Genomic DNA, 18,840 nt, shown 5'->3' with positions numbered 1-18,840 from the left:
GTCCCCGCACTTCGAATTCTGGCAATTATGCGGCAGCGGTATCCGCTCTACCAGCCGCCCGGTACAATACCGGCCATGCCGACCGAACCCCAAATGCCCGATACCACCAACCTTCCGGATTATCTCACCGATGAGCAGCGGGCGATTATTACCGCCGGCTATGAGCATTCGGTGATTACTGCCGTTGCCGGGAGTGGCAAAACATCGACGCTGGCCTGGCGTATCCGGCACCTGCTGGAGCAGGGCCATGATCCCGACCGGATGCTGGTGTTGATGTTCAATCGCAGTGCCCGGGTGGATTTTGAGCGGAAGTTGCAGGAAGTAGGCAGTCAGAGTGGACTGGCTTTGCCGGAGATCCGGACCTATCACGCCATGGGGCTGCGTTTGTACAAGCGGTTTGTCCGGGAGGGGTATCTGCCGGGGTTTTCGGAGAAGATTCTGACGGATCAGGAGATCAGTTTTCAGGCCTGGCAGCTGACGCGCCGATTGGCGCCGGAGGATCTGGCGGATGAGATTCGGCGTAGCAAGAAGGATTTTGTGGAGACCGCGACGGGTTTTATTGATCTGGTGAAGACGACGCTATCTCCGGCTGAAATCGTGTTTGAGGAGCTGGGGTATTCCGACAAGCATCGGTACCTGATTGACCTGTTTCACAGTTTCGAGCAGTGGCGCAAGGGCCAGGGGCGGATCAGTTATGCGGATATGCTGTATGAGCCGGTGATGGCGATTCATCAGAACTCGCCGTTGCAGCGGCTGGTGGGTAACAAGATGGATCTGATTCTGGTGGATGAGTATCAGGACACCAATGAAATCCAGCACCTGCTGTTGCGTTATGTAGCCGGAGATCGGGCGCGAGTGACGGTGGTAGGAGATCCCGACCAGACGATTTATGAGTTTCGGGGCGCCAAGCCGGAGTTTATTCTCAAGCGGTTCAGTGACGAATTTGAAAGCCCACTGGAGCAGACGCTCAGTTACACCTTTAGGTACGGGCATCGGGTGGCCCTGCTGGCGAATCATCTGATCTGTCACAACACGGGGCGTAAGGATGTGCTATGTCACTCTCACCCGTCCACGCCGCAAACGGAGATTACCCTGCATCGGGCGGAGAGCGATGCCGATACGGTGTTGCAGATTCTGCAAGCCCAGTCTGAGCCTGCCCTTGAAGGCACCGCGATTCTGTTCCGGGTGTGGAGTCAGAGTGTGCCCATTGAGCTCAAGCTTTTGGCCCGGCAGATTCCCTACCGGATTGATGCCGGTAAGGGCGCCCTGTTCAGCCGGGAGGTGCAGGCCATTACTGCGCTGCTGACGGTCGTGACCGGGAAACTGCAGAACTTGCCTGACGAAGACCGGCTGGAGCTGGCCCGGCAGTTGTTGCGGTTCCCCCACGTCGGCCTGAAAGAGCCGGAGCTGGAGCAGCTGGCGCGGTTTCTTTCGGGTTTTTCCGGTGGCTGGCACGAGAGGTTGCTGGCGATGGATTTTGAAGCCCTGGCGCCAATGGCGGCCCGCAAACTGCGGAAGCTGGGTGAAGTCCTGGCCCAGCTGCGCAGCTACGGGGGCCCCGTGGCAGGTTTGATCAGCGTCTATGCCGAACACACGGACCTCTATGAGGGTATCCGGAGCCTGGCGCTGACCCATGAGAGTGCCGAGGAGCGGATCGATACCATCCAGGGCTTCCGGCAGTACCTGAAAGGCCTTGATGTACCCGCCGAGGGCGCCCTTGAACATCTGAAGGCCCTGAAGCAACAGGCCGGTGCAAAGCAGGATGGGGGTGTTCTGCTGTCCACCATTCACCGCACCAAGGGGTTGGAATGGCCAACCGTGGTCATTCCTGGTCTGCAGGAAAAATACCTGCCCTACAGTCCGCGACCCCAGGAGAATGCTCGGGCGTTTCTGGAGAGTGAGCGGCGGCTGTTGTACGTTGCCATGACCCGTACCCGACAGAACCTTCACCTGATCACCCGGCCCACCAGTGCACAACCGCACCTGGACGGCGATCAAGGCCCCAGTCGGTTTGTGGACGAGTGCTGCTTCGGGCTTGCCGAAGAGTTCGGGCGATGGCTGGATGAGCGCAATCCGGCCGAAATCGGAACCATCCGACTAATCGCGCCCCTGACCCCAGTCAGCCAGCGATATGCGACCCGTGAAGAGGTTACTCTTGAAGGTCAGGCAGCGACATCCGCGAACTCGATGGAACCTCTCTGGCACTGCAAGCGTCTGAGTCACGCAATTTTTGGCGCCGGTACGGTCGTTACCGAAGATGAAAGCTCGTTCGAGGTTTATTTCGATAACGGCGAGACCCTGAATTTCAGCAAGAAGAGTGCACACCTGTACTTCACCGCTCTGACCTGAACCGACTTCCGACACGTAAACGTCAGGGAAGTACAATTGCTGATGTAACAGCTTGTATCATTTTTTTGTTTTTTTTGGCCTACTGGCCTAAATTCCTAGGAAACAAGCACTTTTTAAAAAAGAAGTGCCGCTCCACAACGACAATGAACAGGAGGTTCTGCATGAACATCATGCGTCCGATTACCTTGGCTGCCCTGGCCGCCGTCCTCGCGACCCCGGCCATGGCCGATCGCCAGGAAACCATCTACATCAACCCATTTGCAGGCTTCCAGCTGTTTGACGACAAACGGGATCTGAGTGAAACCGGCACTTTTGGTGTCGGCGTGGAATACCGTTTTCACCCAAACTGGTCTGTGGAAGCGCTCTACTCCCGGGCCGATGCTGATCGCAAGTACGTCGCTGGCGAGTCGGAATTTGACGAACTGCGCCTTGACGGCACCTACTACTTTGCAGGCCCGGATGAAACCTGGAACCCGTATGTGTCCCTAGGGGCCGGCAATGCAGATTTCGGCACTGATGCAAGCGGTGTGCGAACTGCCGGCAGCAACCACGATGAAACCCGGGTAAACGTGGGCACCGGTTTCCGCTACAACGTCAGTGACGCCGTGTCGCTGCGCGGTGACCTCCGAGAGTTCCACGGCATTGACGAAAGCACCTTCGATACCCAGGTTTCTCTCGGCATCAGCTTCGCCTTTACCCGGACCATTGCCGAGGCAGCTCCCAAACCCGCGGATTCCGATGGTGACGGCGTTCCCGACTCCAGGGACCAGTGCCCCGGCACACCCGCGGGTACGGCCGTTGACAGCTCAGGTTGTGAACCAGATGCCGATCGCGACGGTGTGATAGATAGCCGCGACGATTGTCCGAACACGCCACGCGGAGCCGAGGTGGACAACCGTGGTTGCGAACTGGACAGCGATTACGACGGCGTCGTTAACAGTCAGGACCTGTGCCCGAACACCACAGCAGGTGCAGAAGTTGACGCCACCGGTTGTGAGGGTATCGTCGAAACCATCCAGACCTTCACCATCGAAGTTCAGTTCCCGACCAACAGCTCTGTTATCGGCAATGCCTTTGATTCAGAGATCCGCCGGGTAGCTGATTTTCTGAAGGAAAATCCGGAAACGATCGTGGAAATCGCCGGCCATTCCGACAGCCGCGGTGCTGCCGACTACAACCGGGCACTGTCCCAGCGCAGGGCTGAAGCCGTTGCCGGCCGCCTGACCGGCCCCCTGGGTATTGACCCGTCCCGGGTAAGCGCCGTCGGTTATGGTGAAGAGGCTCCGATCGCTTCCAATCAGACCGCGGATGGCAGGGCGGCCAACCGCCGGGTAGAAGCGCGCATTCAGATTCGCCGTTAATCAACAGCAAAGACCTGAATGAACCAAAAAGGCGCCTCCGGGCGCCTTTTCTGTTTTGAGGATCAGGCAGGACTGTCAATTACGGAAACTCGGATCGCATCAATAAGCAGATTTCGAGGCGTCAGGGCCCGATCACAGAATTGCCCAAGCCGCACCCGATAGCCCTGCTCCTCCAGAAAAACCGCGTAGTCCCAAACCACCCACAGCTCCAGCGGGCGTCGGAACAGGTGTCGCACCAGTTCATGGCGGCGAACCTGCGCCTGACGTTCTGCGCCAAACTCCAGCCAGGCATCGAAGTCCGTATCCCCGGGCATTTCAATGTGCCTCTTTTCGGCCGCCCAACGACAGAAGGCCGGAAACCCCTCGTGCATTAGCCGGGCGGGATGGGACGGCACCGGGAGATACTCGTCGCACCCCCTCAGGTCGCGCTGCAAGCCATCAAACCCCAGGCGCCACTGGCTCACCAAACTGGTCTGCGCACGCACCCGTGCCGGAGCCGTGACGGTCTCCCGGACCGCCAGGCGCAGGTCGCTACGGCTCGGCTGAAGCAGACCGCCATGGCCGGACGCTTTTTCCGAAAGCGGCCGGTATATTTCTTCACCGGCCAGATGGTAGCAGCAGGGTGAGATGCTCAACCTTGGCAACCCCGCTTCGCTGCCCCGCCGCAGCAATTGCCGATGCAGATCGCCGCACGCGTGCAGGGCAACCCCGTGTAGATCACCCGGAAGGGTCAGTTCCGAACTCATGACATCCTGACACGCAATCGATACCGGATCCCCGAACTGACGGGCAAGGCGGTTGCCGTCGCGAACCAGTTCCGGATTCCATTCATAACCCTGTATGTCGCCGGGGCAAAGCGGTGCCAGCGTCCGTGACAAGTGTCCCTTGCCGCAGCACCAGTCCAGGGCCGGGTGCTCTAGAGGCGCCAAGGAAGCTGAAAAAGCACCGGACTGGAGCCGTTTACGACCCGGCATATCGGTTGCCCGGACCTCCGGAAGAGTCGCTTCCGCCACCTTTGCCCCGGAGGGCGAGAGCTGTGGCACCTGGATCAGTTCGGCATAACCTGTCAGTGACGGGACAAACCTGGACGTCTGCCTCGCCAGTTCCTCCGGGGCCTCATTCAGATGTTCGCAGTCACTGTCGGAAAGCCCTGCCACCATGGCAGCCAGCTCCGGGTAGCTCCCAGCCCAGGCCGGTTCTGGAGTCATAAACGGGGCTGGCTGCCAGAACTCACGATGCTGCACCAGCCAATTGTTCAGTTCTTGCCACCGCTGGAACGCACTGTATAAAGGGGCCTTGGGCCCCATGCCGTGCTGGCCAATCACTCCCGGAACCGCCCGGGCCTGAAGGCGTCCAGACAGACCACGGGCTCTTCTCCGTCAATTACCTGAGCAATCACATTCGCACTGCCGGCGGATAGCGTCCAGCCGAAGGTTCCGTGGCCCGTATTCAGATACAGGTTTGCTCTTGGCCCCCTTCCGATAATCGCGGGACCGTCTGGCGTCATGGGGCGGAAGCCGGCCCAGGTTTCTGCTGCGTCGAGATCGGCAGACCCGGGGAACCTGGACTCCACGGATTTTCGGATAGTCGCCAGGCGGGCCTCGGGGATATCGCGATTGAAGTCGGCCAGCTCCACGAACCCAGTCGCCCGCAGGCGGTTTCCCAATCGGGTCGATACGACTTTGTAATTGTCGTCATGGATGGTCGAGACCGGCCCATGCTCGGGATCTTTCAGGGGAACGGTGATGCTGTAGCCCTTCACCGGGTAGATTGGCATTGTCAGCCCCAGAGGCTCGACCAGATGATTCGACCAGCAACCGGCGCTGATCACGAAGGCATCGGCATCCAGAGTTTCCGGCGTGCCGTCCCCTGCTTTCAGAATGATCGAGTTGATCCTGTAATCGTCGGCCACCAGTCGATCGGCTTCAACGTTGTAACGAATCGTCACGCCCCTGGTTTCGCAAGCTGTTGCCAGCTCGCGGGAGAACAGGTGGCAGTCGCCGGTACCGTCGGTGTCGTAACTGAGGGCGCCATAGAGTGGACCGTCGCCGACCATGCCCGGTTCGGCTTCCCGAACCTGCTCAGGGGTCAGCAGACGGGAAGGGATGCCCAGTTCCTTCAGAAGTTCATGCGTGGCTTGATAGCTTTCCAGCGCCCCCGGTGAGCTGGCCAGATGCAAGAGGCCCTGGTGGGCGCCATCGAACGCCAGGCCCAGTTCCTTTTCCAGGGCCAGAAAACGTTCCCGACTGTGGATGCCAAGACGAAGCATGGCACGCCGGTTCAGCCCGAACAGGCCCGGGGACCAAGCGTAACGCAGGGTCGCGAACATGAACTTGAGCGTCTCCACCGAAGGCGGTACTCGCAGCTTCAGGGGGCCATCCTGCTTGAACAGCCAAGGCAGTGCCTTGAGCACCATGGCTGGGTCTGCCCAAGGGTAGACCACACCATAAGAGCGCTGGGCCGCGTTGGCCTTGCTGGTTTCGCTTCCCGCAACGCTGTGGCGCTCCAACACCGTCACCTTGTGGCCCCTGCGATTCAACTCATACGCGGTGGTCATGCCCACTACGCCGCCTCCAACAACAACAATGTGCATGTGCCTCTCCCTTTTATTCACTTCACGCCATTTTTGGCCAACAGGCGGCGGTACTCTTGCAGCACGCCCTCGTCTTCTTTCGGGTACTCCGGAGCCAAGTGCTGCAACTGCTCAGCCAGTATTGCTGCAACGATGGCCCGGGCCTGGGGTTTCCTGTCACCCGGCACGATGAACCAGGGCGCCTCCTCGGTGTGGGTCGCGGCCATGGCTTCCTCGGCAAACGCCTCATACTGGTGCCGTTTGTCCCAGCCATCGATATCCGACTTATCGAACTTCCAGCGTTTGCGGGGTTTGTCGAGACGCTTCAGAAGGCGTTCGCGATGCTCGTCTTCAGACAGGTTGAGCCAGACCTTGATCAGCGTGGTGCGCTCTTCCACCAGGTGGCCCTCGAAGTTCCGGATTGACTGATACCGATTCCGCCAGTTGTAGCTGTCAGGCTGGTGAACCGGCCATACCCTTTCGGCAATGACCGCCTCGTGATGGCTGCGGTTGAACGCAACCATTTCGCCAAAACCCGGCAAAAACGGTGTTACCCGCCAGAGAAAGTCATGACGGGTTTCCGCACCCTGGGGCCGGCTGAACGACCAGGCATGGAAACCTGCAGGATCCGCGTAGGTTGCCAGGGTGCGGATCAGACTGTCCTTGCCACTGGTGTCCGGGCCGTGGGCGACCAGTAACACAGCCCTTGCCCGGTTGGCCCACAAGCGACGCTGATACTCACCAATTTGTTCGAGGCTGGCTTCGAGTCCGGGAAGTTCCTCATCATCGTCCCGTAGGGTCGGGTAATCCCGAAACCGGGGTTTCCTGGGTTCGAAAACAAAGGAACTGGCAAACGCCGATAATTTCATCAAAATGCTCCGTGTTACTGCCTATGGAGTTAATACAGGTCAACAATCGTACAAACTGGTAAACTCGCATGATCAAATTTTCAGAATAGCAGCCACAACGCTGGTTGCGATGGAGTGTAGTAGCTGGCAATGAGCAAAAAACGTCGCGAGATTCCCGTATTTGATCACCCAATCATTGAGACCCACTGCCACCTGGATTACCTCAAGGACCGTCCCCTGGAGGACACCCTTGAGCAGACGCAAGGCGTGAACATCGAGAAAGTGATCACCATAGCGGTGTCGCCGGACAATCTTGCCCGTGTCCGCGAACTCAGCCAGATTGCACCCTGGGTCTACGGCACACAAGGGATTCATCCCCATGACGCCGAAAGTTATTCTGATGAGGTGGAAGCTGAAATCCGCGCCCATGCTTGTGACGAAAAAATCGTTGCGGTTGGTGAAATCGGGCTGGATTACTTCTACGACAACGCCGACCGTGAGATTCAGCGGCAGGTTTTCCGGCGCCAGCTGCAGATTGCCTGCGATACCGACCGCCCTGTGGTTATTCACAGCCGCGACGCGGACGACGACACCATTGCTATCCTCACCGAATTCGAGGCCAGCCTCAAACGCCGGGGCGTGATTCACAGCTTCACCTCCGGCCCTGGCCTGGCACGCTATGCTCTGGATCAGGGCTGGTGCCTCGGTTTCAATGGCATCACCACCTTCAACAAAGCGGAAAACGTAAGGGACATCGTTCGAATGGCGCCCATTGACCAGATTCTGTTAGAGACGGACTCGCCGTTCCTAACGCCGGTTCCCTACCGTGGCAAGGAGAACGCTCCCTTCTACCTGCCGTTTGTTGCGGAAAAAATTGCCGAGGTGAAAAATCTGCCTCTGGATGAGGTTATTGCCCGGACCTATAACAACAGCCTGCGGACATTTTTCCCCGGACAATGATCAAACGCGTTCCTATCTCGGCACTCAAGGTCGGCATGTACATCACCGACCTGAACAACGACTGGATTCCCCATAACAGCCAGCGCAAGCGCGGCGTTATCAAGAAAGAGGAAACCGTCGAGAAAATCCGCCGGATGGGCGTGCAGTTTGTCTATATCGACGCTTCAAAGGGCGCCGATACGCAGGATTCCGAAACCGCCTCCGATGTGGACCACCGCAACGAATCTGCCCTCCAGCGTGCTGGCGAGCAGACACCGGGACTGCGACCACATGTCCCCCTTGCCGAAGAAATTGTGGTTGCCCAGAAGATTCACAGCCAGGCCCAGGGGCTTGTGGGCGATTTCATGAATAATGTCAAGATGAGCGCCGCCATCGACATTACTCCGATCCACCAGCTGGCCGACGAGCTCCAGCACTCGGTGTTTCGTAACGCTAACGCCCTGAGTTGTCTGGGACGGATCCGTGAGAAAGACAATTACCTGCTCGAGCACTCGGTCAATCTCAGCGTACTCATGTCCCTGTTCGGCAATCACCGCGGTCTGTCTGAGGATGTCCTGCATCAGACCATCGTCGGCGCCCTGCTCCATGACCTTGGCAAGATCCTGACGCCGGACGAGATACTGCACAAACCCGGCCGCCTGAGCCCGGAAGAGTTCGAGGTAATGAAGCTTCACGCCCAGCACTCCCGGGATATCCTGGCCAGCACCGAGGGAATTGGTGAGCTGACGGTGATCACCGCCGCCCAGCACCATGAGCGTCTCGACGGCACCGGTTATCCCGAGGGCCTCAAAGGCGAGGAGATTTCAGAATACGGTCGCATGGTGGCCATCACCGATGTCTACGACGCTATTACGGCAGACCGGGTCTATCACAAGGGCATGACCCCGACACAGGGCCTGAAAAAGCTGCTGGAGTGGAGCGGTGACCACCTGGACCCGGTGCTGGTCCGGCAGTTCATCCGCTGTATCGGGCTTTATCCGGTGGGTTCCATGGTGCTTCTGGAGAGTGGCCGGCTAGGTGTGGTGGTGGAAACCAACGAGGCGGACCAGAGACTGCCTGCGGTCCGGGTGATGTACCACACGAAGTTCCGGATGCCGATAACCGTGGCAACCATCGACCTGGCCAAACCCGGTACCCAGGACCGCATCCTGCGGGCGGTCGATCCCGAGGAATACCGGATCGATGTCCGGAAATTTCTGGTCTGACGGCCAACGGAGCCAGCCCCGGCTCTGCTAAGCTCAAGGTAATTCCACTTCAGGATCCGGGCATCCGGAAATGACAGCAACCATCTTCCAGATTCTGGGCGGCCTTGCCCTCTTCCTGTTGGCCATGGAGATGATGACCAATGGCCTCAAGAGCGCGGCGGGTCATCACCTGCGTCACATGCTTGGCCATTGGACCAAGACTCCTCTGCGAGGGCTCGCTTCCGGCTTCCTGATTACCGGGCTGGTTCAGTCCTCCGGCGCGGTCACCGTGGCCACCATCGGCTTTGTGAACGCCGGTCTGCTCAGTCTCAGCCAGTCCCTGGGCGTTATTTTTGGTTCCAATATCGGCACCACGATGACCGGCTGGCTGGTCAGTCTCGTGGGGGTCGGCTTCAACATCGAGGCCATTGCCCTGCCCATTCTCACCGTCGGCGTCGGGCTCAAGCTGGTGTCGGGAAGTTCACGCAGCAAGGCCTTCGGTGAAGCACTGGCCGGGTTCGCCCTGTTCTTTCTCGGACTGTCCATCCTCAAATCTTCCCTGGAGTCTCTGACCGGAGGACTGGACAACGGCCTCCTGCTGCAAAACGGTTATGGTCTGCCCGCCTTCATGTTGATCGGGTTTCTGGCGACGGTACTGACCCAGTCCTCCAGTGCTGCGCTGGCCATCGTGCTTACCGCTGCCGCCGGTGGTCTGATTCCGCTGGATAATGCAGCTGCGGCGGTCATTGGCGCCAACCTCGGGTCCACCTCAACTGCAGCTATCTCTGCTCTGAAAGCAACCGCTAACGCCCGACGTCTGGCCATTGGCCACATCCTGTTTAATGCCGTAACCGGTATTATTGCGCTCACTATCCTGCCAGTGATGCTATGGGTGGTTGCCCTGCTGACAAAATGGTTGGAGCTGGATGCCAACATTGCGGTTTCCCTGGCTCTGTTCCACACCCTGTTCAACGTACTCGGCGCCTTTATCATGCTACCGTTTATCCCCCGCTTTGCGAGGTTGCTGGGGCGGCTCTTCAGAAGCAAGGAGGAGGACAGCGCCGAGCCGCGGTTTCTGGATAATACCCTGGTAACCACACCGGAACTTGCGGTGGGCGCGGTTGACCAGGAGATGAAACGCCTCATCGGGCTTACCCGGGGTCTTTTGCGCGTCTGCCTTGACCGTGAAGACCTGAAACCTGCCCAGATAGCCCCGAAATCGGATGCCTGCCTGAGCCTCAATCAATCGATTGCCGACTATATCTCCAGGCTCCGCGCCGAGAAGATGCATTCCACCACAGTCGACGCTCTAACCAGAACCATTCGTACCTGTCGTTATCTGGCCGAGGCGACGGCCCTGGCACCTGCCCTGTTGCAATTGCGGGAATCCCGGAAAATGCCCCAGCTGGCGCCAATTTCGGCAGACCTGGAGGAGTATCTGGCTTTGCTAAGGAGCCTGGTGGCGGCCGATGAAGCGGTTCCGGAGTCGTTCAATAGGGCCGAAAAAACCTACCACACCCTCAAGTCACGAATGCTCGCCATGATCGTCCGAGGGGAGTTCTCTTCGATTGCCGGTGAGCGCACCCTGGACAGCCTGAGCTCAGTACGGCGGCTTTGCGACCAGTGGTACAAGTCCCTGGCCTGGCAGCCAGCAACGGAACTGCTTAATGGAACGCCTCAGGAGGCGAAATCGGAAAACCGGACATAACGATTGCGTCCTGTTTGCTTGGCCTCATACATGGCTTGGTCCGCCTGTCGCAGAAGCTGGTCGCCGTCGAGATCAGCGGTTTGCGGGAACAAGGTGCAACCGATGCTCGCCGATACCTCCACGCTGTGATCCACCACCCAGGCAGGCTCAGCTACCCCGGCAAGCAGGCGCACCAGTAAACTCTCCAGCGATACCTCGTCCTGGACATTCATGATAATGGCAGCGAACTCGTCACCTCCCAGTCGGGCCAGGGTATCCTCTTCCCTGAGGACAGCGCGCATGCGAGAAGCAATCTCAACCAGCAACTGGTCACCGGCCTCATGCCCAAAGGCATCGTTGACCGGTTTGAACTCGTCGAGATCTATGTAGATCACCGCAAGCTTGCCGCTCTGCCGACGGGTCAGGGCCATGGCTTGCTGCAGGCGATCTGCAAACAGCACCCGGTTCGGCAATCCCGTCAGCGCATCATAATGGGCCAAAATCCGAAGCCTCTGCTCCTGTTCCTTGAGGCGGGTAATGTCACTGAAGATGCCGACGAAATGGGAAACTTTGCCATGATCGTCACGGACGGTGCTGATGGTCATCGAAAGCTCCAGAGGCTCGCCATTGTACCCCCTGGTGGCAAACTCACCTGACCAGAATCCCTCCGCACGGGCACTGGAAAAAACACCGCTGCCCTCATCCAGCGGCAAGGGGGGTAAACGCTGATTGGTCCGCTTCCGTGAGCGACCGGTGATGGCGAGATAAGCGTCGTTGGCATCGATCACCATACCGTAGCTGTCGGTGATGAAGATCGCCTCATGGGCGTATTCGAAAACACTCGCGGTAAGGCGCTGGCGCTGTTCGGCCCGCTTCCGCCTCGTGATGTTGTACCAGGAGCATAGGATAAAGACTTCCTGCTCACCCTCACCGTGAACCGGCGCCATGGTTATATCAACCCACACCTCAGAGCCGTCGGAGCGGTGCAGCACCCACTCAAACTGCTCTACATGGCCATCGCCCACCCGGGTAATTATCTGCTCCATTTTCTGTCGGGATATCTGCCCATCGGGCTGGAATTCCGGAGAGAAGACTGCGAGATCCTTGCCGTAAATTGAAACGCCTGCGCTGTATCCCAGAAGATCGACTGCTGCTCGGTTGGCGTTGACAAAGACACCCCCCTTTATAAGCAACGCTGGCTGCGGCCAACCAGAAACCAGCTGTCTCAGACGCCTCTGTTCCGACGCGAGCTGACGCTTGCTCTTACCGAGCCACGCGGAACTGGCGAGCAACAGAATAACCAGAATCGCAACCGTGAAAACCCAGAGACGATATTGTTGTAGCACATCCACCCAGGTGACCTGTGACATCTGGTCGTAGGGTGCTACACGCAACGTCCGGGCCAGATATTCCACCGACTGATAATCCGCAGGCGGCGAAAACCCGGCAATGCCGGCTGCCAGCGCTACTTCGTCGTCCGGCTCGATGGAAAACAGCGCCGATGCAACCCGGCGGACAACTCGTTCGTTGACATGGGGCAAAGCCACCAGCGGCCACTCCGGGTATAGCCGCGTGGAGACAACGTAGGGGAAACCTGCCAGTTCCTGGCCGTTCAGGATTTTGATTTGCGAAAAAAGATCGGGGTTGGCTTTCGCCATTTGTTCCAGAATGCTGGTCCGTACAAAACCGACATCCGCATCACCCGACAATACCGCCCGGACCACCCTGTCGTGGGTACCGAGAAACCGAACCAGGTTCACCTTGCGGATATCAATGCCGGCATCCTGTAATTCCAGAACCTGAGTTTGGTATCCACCCAGAAAATGCATCCCCGGCGAGGCGATACTTTTGCTTCGCAGATCCTCAAGGCTGTTGATGTCTTGGCGCTGGGCGCCGGTGAAGATGACGCCACCAAGGCTGGACGTAGAATGGTCTCCGGAACGTCGAACGAGGGTCGCCAATACGCCGGTCAGGCTGCGTTCACTGCGGATTAACAGGAAGTGGCTTGGATTGGTCAGAAAAAAGTCCAGGTCGTTCGCGGCAACTGCGCGATTCATATTGTCCTGACTAAGCACGACCAATCGTACCTCCGCCCCCACCTCCCGGGAGAGATAGCGTGCCAAAGGCTCAAAGCGCTCACGGACAATGTTGTCAGGCCGATAGGCAAAGATTCCGAATGTCAGTGTTTCCCGGGCACTGGCAGCGGTGGCGGTCAGGCACTCAGTGACAACCAGTAGAATCAGGATCAGCACACTGCGGCGAGCCTTCAAGACAGACTCCTCGGGAGAAAAGATGGATCACATAGGCGTTGGAAGCCGGGCTCGTTCCGGATCATCCCTGTTCGGAGCATCAGTTCCGACAGAGAGCGGGCCATCGCTTCCACCCGGCCGGCCCTGGAGAGATAGCGCTGGTTCGCTGCCAGATCCGGCAGCATCACGGTCGCCAGTGCACTCTGAACATCCTCTGGCCGGATACCCTGATGGCCGGCTACCCGATACACGGCATCGTGCATGCTGCGAACCAGATGCTGTAACCCTCGGAAGTGGGCCATGACCAGATCCCGAACAGCATCCGTGTTTCCGTCCGCTGTTTCCCGAGTAACCACCAGCAGATCAAAAATGGTTTCCGGTATATCACTACTGTCAAAAAGCCGAACGCCACCATCCCGCTCCAGTTTCATCGCGAACGGTTCATAACAGACCGATGCGTCAACCTCGACCCGGGACCAGGCCCCTGCGTGCTCGCTGACAGGCAAATCGACCGGACTGACATCGGTCCAGGCGAGTCCCACAAGCTCAAGAATTTTCAATAACATGATGCCGGAGACCCCGCTAACGTCAACGGCGATCCGTTTACCCCGGAGTTCCGCCAGCTCGGTAATATAAGGCCGGGTGATCAGGGCATCCGCGCCAGCAGACACATCGGCTACCGCAACAACGACCAGCTCGGTACCTTCCGACCAGACCCGGATGGTTTCATCCAGCGTTAGCGCTGCTCCATGGAGCTTGCCTGACAATAGCCCGGCCATGGAATCCTTGGAGGAGGCGCCGGAACTCAGAACCACAGACTCCGGCAACCAGCCGAAATCCCGGGCGAGATACAGGGGTTCGTACCCAATCCATGGGTGGACCCCGAAGGCCAGGGGATCGGAGGTTCGGCAACCGGACAGTCCAGTCGCAAAGAGACCGGCGGTTATCGATAAACCAAGGAAGTCACGGCGCTGCATCGGGTTTCCGGGCAAAGTGAAGAAATTAACTTTTATCAATAACCACTAGTTTACTGTGTGACATATTACCGGCAAAACCGCAACTTGCCTTGCACCGCGTCAATTTATCCCAGAGCCAGAAACACCCCCATCAGTATCGGCGACAGAAACGACAGTAGAAAGCCCGAGGCAATGGCAACCGGCACGCAGGCCAGGCCACCGCTGCTGCGGATCACCGGAAGTGTGAAATCCATGGCTGTTGCACCACCGTAGCCAATTGCCATTGCCGGCCGGCCGGCGATCAGCAGGGGAATAATGGCCAGCGCAACAATCTCCCGGATAACATCGTTCAGGAACGCAACGCCGCCCCAGGCTGGCCCCAGGGCATCGCCAATCACGATACCGGACAGCGAATACCAGCCGAAACCGGACACCAGGGCCAGGGTGTCGTGCCAGGGCAATCCCAGCCAGGGCATGAGTGCGACTCCGGCCAACAGCGAACTGAGGGTCAGAGAGAGCGCAATACCCAGGCCCTGGCGGTTCATCAGCAGTTTGCGCAACGACAACCCCGCATTGCGCAACTGAAGGCCGATAAGAAACAGCAGCAGCATCAAGGCCCAGGTCGCCACCTGTTCCGCCATCGGCACGTCCGGCAACAGGTAATATCCGGCAAGCAGACCAGCCGTCACCGCCAGCAAGGGTTTCAGGCCGGCGAGAAACAGCCTTCGATAACCTGGGCTGATATCCCCCTCCGGGCGCTCAAGCGCCATCGGCTGCCAACGGTGGAACAACCACAGGCCAATCATGTTTGCGACAAACAGAACCAGCACCAGCGCCAAAACCTGGACTGCCATGCCACCAAGCTGTGACGCCAGGCCCTCCATCTGGCCGAGGCCAAGACCGAGCAACGCCAGTATGAAATAGACCAGGATCTCCACCGCGTAATGGATCACCGTCATGAGCCTGCGGTTTTCAAGCGAAAGGGCGAACCCCAGGAACAGGGGTGCCAGAATAAGCAATGCTCCGGTCAGCATGGGGTCCTCAAAAGGGGGTAAAGGCGGTTGTCAGGCCAGCGGATCGAACGGATCGGAATCGGCGTCAGATCTGCCTGCGTGCTCGGCGTCAGCCGTTCCAATCGTTCGAGCCAGTCGTTGGGCAGTAACAGACCAGACGGCATAATCGCCGGGGCAGGGCTCGTAACCCTTGCCCATCATGGTGCCAGCGACACTGCGCAATACCGATTCGGCGCGGGCCTGGGTTTTCCAGGGACCCCGGCGGAACTGGCCATCGGGGCGACCCTGGTCGGGTCCTGCCAACGCCACCAGGCCCCAGAGACCTTCGCCGACAGGGCGGATATGCAGCTCAATACGATGACCATCCATGACCATCACAAGCTCCCTGAGCGGACCGCGACCGTGAAAATAGTGGAGTTTCATGGCGCTTGGCGATCAGTGCAGAACATGGCCGGACCGATCCTGAACCAGCACCCAGGGCGCGATGACCACCGCCCACAGCTCGGCATTGCGGTCATACCAGGCTTGTGCGATGTCAGGCGCAACGTCGCCAACCCGGCCCTCATTCATCCACTGTTCAAAACGGGTCTTGTTGTCGGCTGCCAGCTCGGTAGCGACCTCCAGCAGATCCAGCTCCGGGGCCACTCTCACCACCTGGCCTCTGGCAAAATAGGTTTGCAGGTCATGCCAATGGATGCGGGAGGTTTCGAGATTCAGTTTGGCTTTAAGTTCGTCCCGGGACGGGGAGGATGACATGGCTACCTCTTTCATCAAACGATGGCTCAGACCGGCCAGACTACCGGAAATTACCCCCTGCCGCATCTGCCAGAATCCCTGCCATCTGTTCCGACAGGGTCATTGGGGCGAAAGGCTTTGGAATCACACCCACTGCGCCCAGGGCCCGGTACTCGTCGATTCCCGATAGCAACGAATGCGCATCGCCCGAATGAGATCATCATCGGATACTGGTTTCGTCAGGAACTCGTCCGCGCCCTTCGACAACGCCTCCAACTGATTATCCCTGTCGTCCTAAGATGATAAATAGATGATAGGAAGACTCAGCCAACGCGGTTCAAAGCGGATAAGGCGAGCCAGGGTTACCCCGGAACAGTCACCGATCTGTTCGTCCATCAGCACGATATCCGGCTGAAGGCTGAGATCAATAGCCAGAGACTCAATTCTCTGAGCCAGTTCAGGAATATCCGCCGGTTCCGGGAAGAAGCTGGCAAAGAGAGGTTCATGATTGCGGACCCTCTGCGACTCAGGCAAATCCTGTATAATTTCATCAGCAATGCCATCAAATCTTCTCCGCTGAATGGTTTTGTCCGAATCTGGTTCGAGTTGTCATCGGCTGGCCGCATCCGGGTAACGGTTTCGGATCAGGGCACGGGCGTTCCCAAACATTTCCTGCCTCGGGCTTGCCATTACCCGCGAGCTCTGGGCAGTCATGGAGGGGCAAGTCGGCTACAATTATCAGAAGGGTGCTCACTTGTGGGTGGAGTTGCCCGCCGCCAATCAAGAAATCCCAGCATGCGGAGGCAACCATGAAAACGCCTGAAATACCTTCAGACGAAGCTCACCGCCTATCGGCGCTGGATGAGCTGCAGCTGCTGGACACGCCTCCGGAAGAGCGATTCGACCGACTGACGAGGCTGGCGGCACGCACGTTCAATATTCCCATTGCGTTGGTGTCATTGGTTGATAGTGACCGGCAATGGTTCAAGTCCAGACATGGCCTGGAAGCACCGGAAACCGCGCGGGATATTTCCTTTTGCGGCCATGCCATTCTTCGCGAAGAAGCCCTGGTTATCGAGAATGCCCTGAACGATGACCGGTTTTCCGGTAACCCCCTCGTAACCGGAGCTCCCAATATCCGGTTCTACGCTGGCGCACCGCTACACGACCGCCATGGTTACCGAGTGGGCACCCTCTGCGTGATCGATGACAAGCCCCGGACCTTTAGCGAGGATGACAAAATCACCTTGCGGGATCTGGCCGATCTGGTTGAGCGCGAGTTCGGTTTCGGCGAACTTGGCAATTACTACGACGAACGAAATCGGGCCATGAACCTTTTGACCGAAATCGCGCTGGATAACGAGGGCGATGCCGGCCAGAGAGCAACTCGTGCACTGGAGGCCGCCTGCGAATATCTGGGAGTTGAGACCGGAATCATCAGCCGGATCACCGGCAATGCCTATACAGTTCAGTGGCATTTCACACGCCTCAGAGGGACTCTTGAAAACGGGACCACCTTTCCGCTCGAGCGAACCTACTGTTCTCTGATGCTGGTTTCCGGGGAGGTTTTAGCAATCGACAAAATGGGCGGATCCCGGCATCAGAACCACGCCTGCTATCAAGCATTCGGCCTGGAGAGCTATTTGGCGGCGCCCGTCTGGATTGACGACCGGATTTTCGGAACCGTCAACTTCTCGTCCCGGCATCCACGACCTCGTCCCTTCACGGCAACCGAAAAAATGTTCGTCACTCTACTGGCAAGGTGGGTAGCGGATATCGTGCATCAGCAGGAACATACGGAAACCCTGAACAAGCTGACGAATCAGATCCCCGGGATGTTATATCAGTACCGGCTCTGGCCTGACGGTCATAGCGCTTTCCCATATACGAGCCCTGGCATTCAGACGATTTTCGGCATTACCGCCGAGGACGCAGCCAAAGACGCGTCACCGGCTTTCGCACAAATCCATTCCGATGACGTTGCCGACGTTGCCGAATCCATCCGGGTTTCTGCCAGAAGCCTTGAGACATGGCGGCACAGGTACCGTGTCCGCTGGCAAGACAATGCCTGGCACTGGGTCGAAGGCTATGCCAACCCGGAGGCGCTGCCCGACGGCAGCGTACTCTGGCATGGCTATATTGCCGATATTCATGAGCGCCAGATGGTCGACGAAATGAAGAACCAGTTCATTTCCACCGTGAGCCACGAATTAACGACACCGCTTACCTCGATTGCCGGCTCCCTTGATCTGATATTGAGCGGAGCTACCGGCCCATTGACGGAAAAAACGACCAGAATGCTGGAAATCGCAAAGCAGAACAGCAAACACCTGAAACACCTTATTGGCGACCTGCTCGATATTGAAAGACTGGTCAGCGGCAACATGCCCATTGAGCCTGTGGAGCAGGAATTGGAGAGTGCTGTCCGACAAGCGCTGGAAGAAATTCAGCCCCTGGCTCACCGACGGGGTGTAAAGGTCGAACTGAGCCATGCCGATCACGAAATTTATGCAAGGTTTGACCGAAAGCACCTGGCTCAGGCCATTGCCAACCTTGTCTCCAACGCCATCAAGTTCTCGCCACAACAGGGTTTGGTTCAGATCACCGTCCGGCAGCTCGGCCAACAGGCAAGGCTGGAGGTGAGGGATCACGGAGCCGGTGTGCCGGAGAGCTTCCGGGACCAGATCTTCCAGAAGTTCGCCCAGGCGAACGCGTCGCCCTCACGGCCTCAGGAAGGAACCGGACTGGGTCTGGCCATTACCCGGGAACTAATGCATGCCATGGGGGGTGAAGTGGGCTTTGAATCCGAGGAAGGGCACGGCGCGTGCTTCTGGCTTAGCCTGCCGGTGGCCGCTGGCCAGGCCTGAGCCGTTTCCATCACAAAAAAACCGGCAGCGTTGGCTGCCGGTTCTTGGTGTCGGCCAGA

The 18,840-nt window shown here is 58.3% G+C and carries 16 protein-coding genes; 7 read left to right on the top strand and 9 right to left on the bottom strand.

Annotation, left to right across the window (positions count from 1 at the left end; translation table 11 throughout):
• The first annotated feature begins 27 nt into the window (after nucleotides 1-27).
• Entirely contained in the window at nucleotides 28-2,349 is a 2,322-nt protein-coding gene (locus tag ACN0XM_RS11750; RefSeq protein WP_417567132.1) for an ATP-dependent helicase, read from the top strand.
• 161 nt (nucleotides 2,350-2,510) lie between these two features.
• Nucleotides 2,511-3,710 carry an OmpA family protein gene (locus tag ACN0XM_RS11745; protein WP_417567131.1) on the top strand — a complete coding sequence of 400 codons (1,200 nt, stop codon included), beginning with the start codon at nucleotides 2,511-2,513 and terminating at the stop codon, nucleotides 3,708-3,710.
• 62 nt (nucleotides 3,711-3,772) lie between these two features.
• On the opposite strand, the gene ACN0XM_RS11740 is transcribed toward ACN0XM_RS11745, so the two are convergent.
• Genes ACN0XM_RS11740 through ACN0XM_RS11730 form a run of 3 tightly spaced genes read right to left on the bottom strand, consistent with a single transcriptional unit; the run spans nucleotide 3,773 to nucleotide 7,151 of the window.
• Complete coding sequence (locus ACN0XM_RS11740) at nucleotides 3,773-5,035, bottom strand: methyltransferase (protein WP_417567130.1); 1,263 nt, start codon at nucleotides 5,033-5,035, stop codon at nucleotides 3,773-3,775.
• The gene (locus tag ACN0XM_RS11735) at nucleotides 5,032-6,303 is read right to left on the bottom strand and encodes a D-amino acid dehydrogenase (protein WP_417567129.1); all 1,272 of its coding nucleotides are present in this window, start codon (nucleotides 6,301-6,303) and stop codon (nucleotides 5,032-5,034) included. The genes ACN0XM_RS11740 and ACN0XM_RS11735 overlap by 4 nt, the downstream gene beginning before the upstream one ends.
• Before the next feature lie 17 nt (nucleotides 6,304-6,320).
• Complete coding sequence (locus ACN0XM_RS11730) at nucleotides 6,321-7,151, bottom strand: polyphosphate kinase (RefSeq protein WP_417567128.1); 831 nt, start codon at nucleotides 7,149-7,151, stop codon at nucleotides 6,321-6,323.
• A gap of 129 nt (nucleotides 7,152-7,280) precedes the next feature.
• On the opposite strand from ACN0XM_RS11730, the gene ACN0XM_RS11725 reads away from it, so the two are divergent.
• The 3 genes from ACN0XM_RS11725 (at nucleotide 7,281) to ACN0XM_RS11715 (ending at nucleotide 10,982) form a co-directional block, all read left to right on the top strand.
• Nucleotides 7,281-8,090: a TatD family hydrolase gene (locus tag ACN0XM_RS11725; RefSeq protein ID WP_417567127.1), complete on the top strand. Its 810-nt coding sequence runs from the start codon at nucleotides 7,281-7,283 to the stop codon at nucleotides 8,088-8,090.
• Complete coding sequence (locus tag ACN0XM_RS11720; RefSeq protein ID WP_417567126.1) at nucleotides 8,087-9,295, top strand: HD-GYP domain-containing protein; 1,209 nt, start codon at nucleotides 8,087-8,089, stop codon at nucleotides 9,293-9,295. The genes ACN0XM_RS11725 and ACN0XM_RS11720 overlap by 4 nt, the downstream gene beginning before the upstream one ends.
• Before the next feature lie 70 nt (nucleotides 9,296-9,365).
• Nucleotides 9,366-10,982 (top strand): Na/Pi cotransporter family protein, encoded by a 1,617-nt coding sequence (locus tag ACN0XM_RS11715; protein WP_417567125.1) that lies wholly within the window; start codon nucleotides 9,366-9,368, stop codon nucleotides 10,980-10,982.
• Here ACN0XM_RS11715 and ACN0XM_RS11710 read toward each other — a convergent pair.
• From ACN0XM_RS11710 to ACN0XM_RS11685, 6 genes are all read right to left on the bottom strand, one after another.
• Nucleotides 10,952-13,231 carry a diguanylate cyclase domain-containing protein gene (locus tag ACN0XM_RS11710; RefSeq protein ID WP_417567124.1) on the bottom strand — a complete coding sequence of 760 codons (2,280 nt, stop codon included), beginning with the start codon at nucleotides 13,229-13,231 and terminating at the stop codon, nucleotides 10,952-10,954. The two genes, ACN0XM_RS11715 and ACN0XM_RS11710, sit on opposite strands and share 31 nt — an antisense overlap.
• A complete protein-coding gene (locus ACN0XM_RS11705) occupies nucleotides 13,228-14,187 on the bottom strand; it encodes an ABC transporter substrate-binding protein (RefSeq protein WP_417567123.1) in 960 nt (319 codons plus the stop codon). The genes ACN0XM_RS11710 and ACN0XM_RS11705 overlap by 4 nt, the downstream gene beginning before the upstream one ends.
• A 104-nt stretch (nucleotides 14,188-14,291) precedes the next feature.
• Nucleotides 14,292-15,200, bottom strand: a complete 909-nt coding sequence (locus ACN0XM_RS11700) for a lysine exporter LysO family protein (protein WP_417567122.1) — start codon at nucleotides 15,198-15,200, stop codon at nucleotides 14,292-14,294.
• 30 nt (nucleotides 15,201-15,230) lie between these two features.
• Nucleotides 15,231-15,602 carry a hypothetical protein gene (locus tag ACN0XM_RS11695; protein WP_417567121.1) on the bottom strand — a complete coding sequence of 124 codons (372 nt, stop codon included), beginning with the start codon at nucleotides 15,600-15,602 and terminating at the stop codon, nucleotides 15,231-15,233.
• Nucleotides 15,603-15,614: 12 nt separating this feature from the next.
• On the bottom strand, nucleotides 15,615-15,935 hold the full coding sequence (locus tag ACN0XM_RS11690; RefSeq protein WP_417567120.1) for a DUF2288 domain-containing protein: 321 nt from the start codon (nucleotides 15,933-15,935) through the stop codon (nucleotides 15,615-15,617).
• 273 nt (nucleotides 15,936-16,208) lie between these two features.
• Nucleotides 16,209-16,448 (bottom strand): hypothetical protein, encoded by a 240-nt coding sequence (locus ACN0XM_RS11685; RefSeq protein WP_417567425.1) that lies wholly within the window; start codon nucleotides 16,446-16,448, stop codon nucleotides 16,209-16,211.
• Here ACN0XM_RS11685 and ACN0XM_RS11680 point away from each other — a divergent pair.
• Nucleotides 16,419-16,727 (top strand): ATP-binding protein, encoded by a 309-nt coding sequence (locus tag ACN0XM_RS11680; protein WP_417567119.1) that lies wholly within the window; start codon nucleotides 16,419-16,421, stop codon nucleotides 16,725-16,727. The two genes, ACN0XM_RS11685 and ACN0XM_RS11680, sit on opposite strands and share 30 nt — an antisense overlap.
• On the top strand, nucleotides 16,724-18,781 hold the full coding sequence (locus ACN0XM_RS11675) for a GAF domain-containing protein (protein WP_417567118.1): 2,058 nt from the start codon (nucleotides 16,724-16,726) through the stop codon (nucleotides 18,779-18,781). The genes ACN0XM_RS11680 and ACN0XM_RS11675 overlap by 4 nt, the downstream gene beginning before the upstream one ends.
• The last annotated feature ends 59 nt before the right edge of the window (nucleotides 18,782-18,840 follow it).

Source organism: Marinobacter sp., from assembly GCF_048269445.1.
Taxonomy (GTDB): Bacteria; Pseudomonadota; Gammaproteobacteria; order Pseudomonadales; family Oleiphilaceae; genus Marinobacter.
This window is presented reverse-complemented; position numbering and strand designations above follow the sequence as displayed.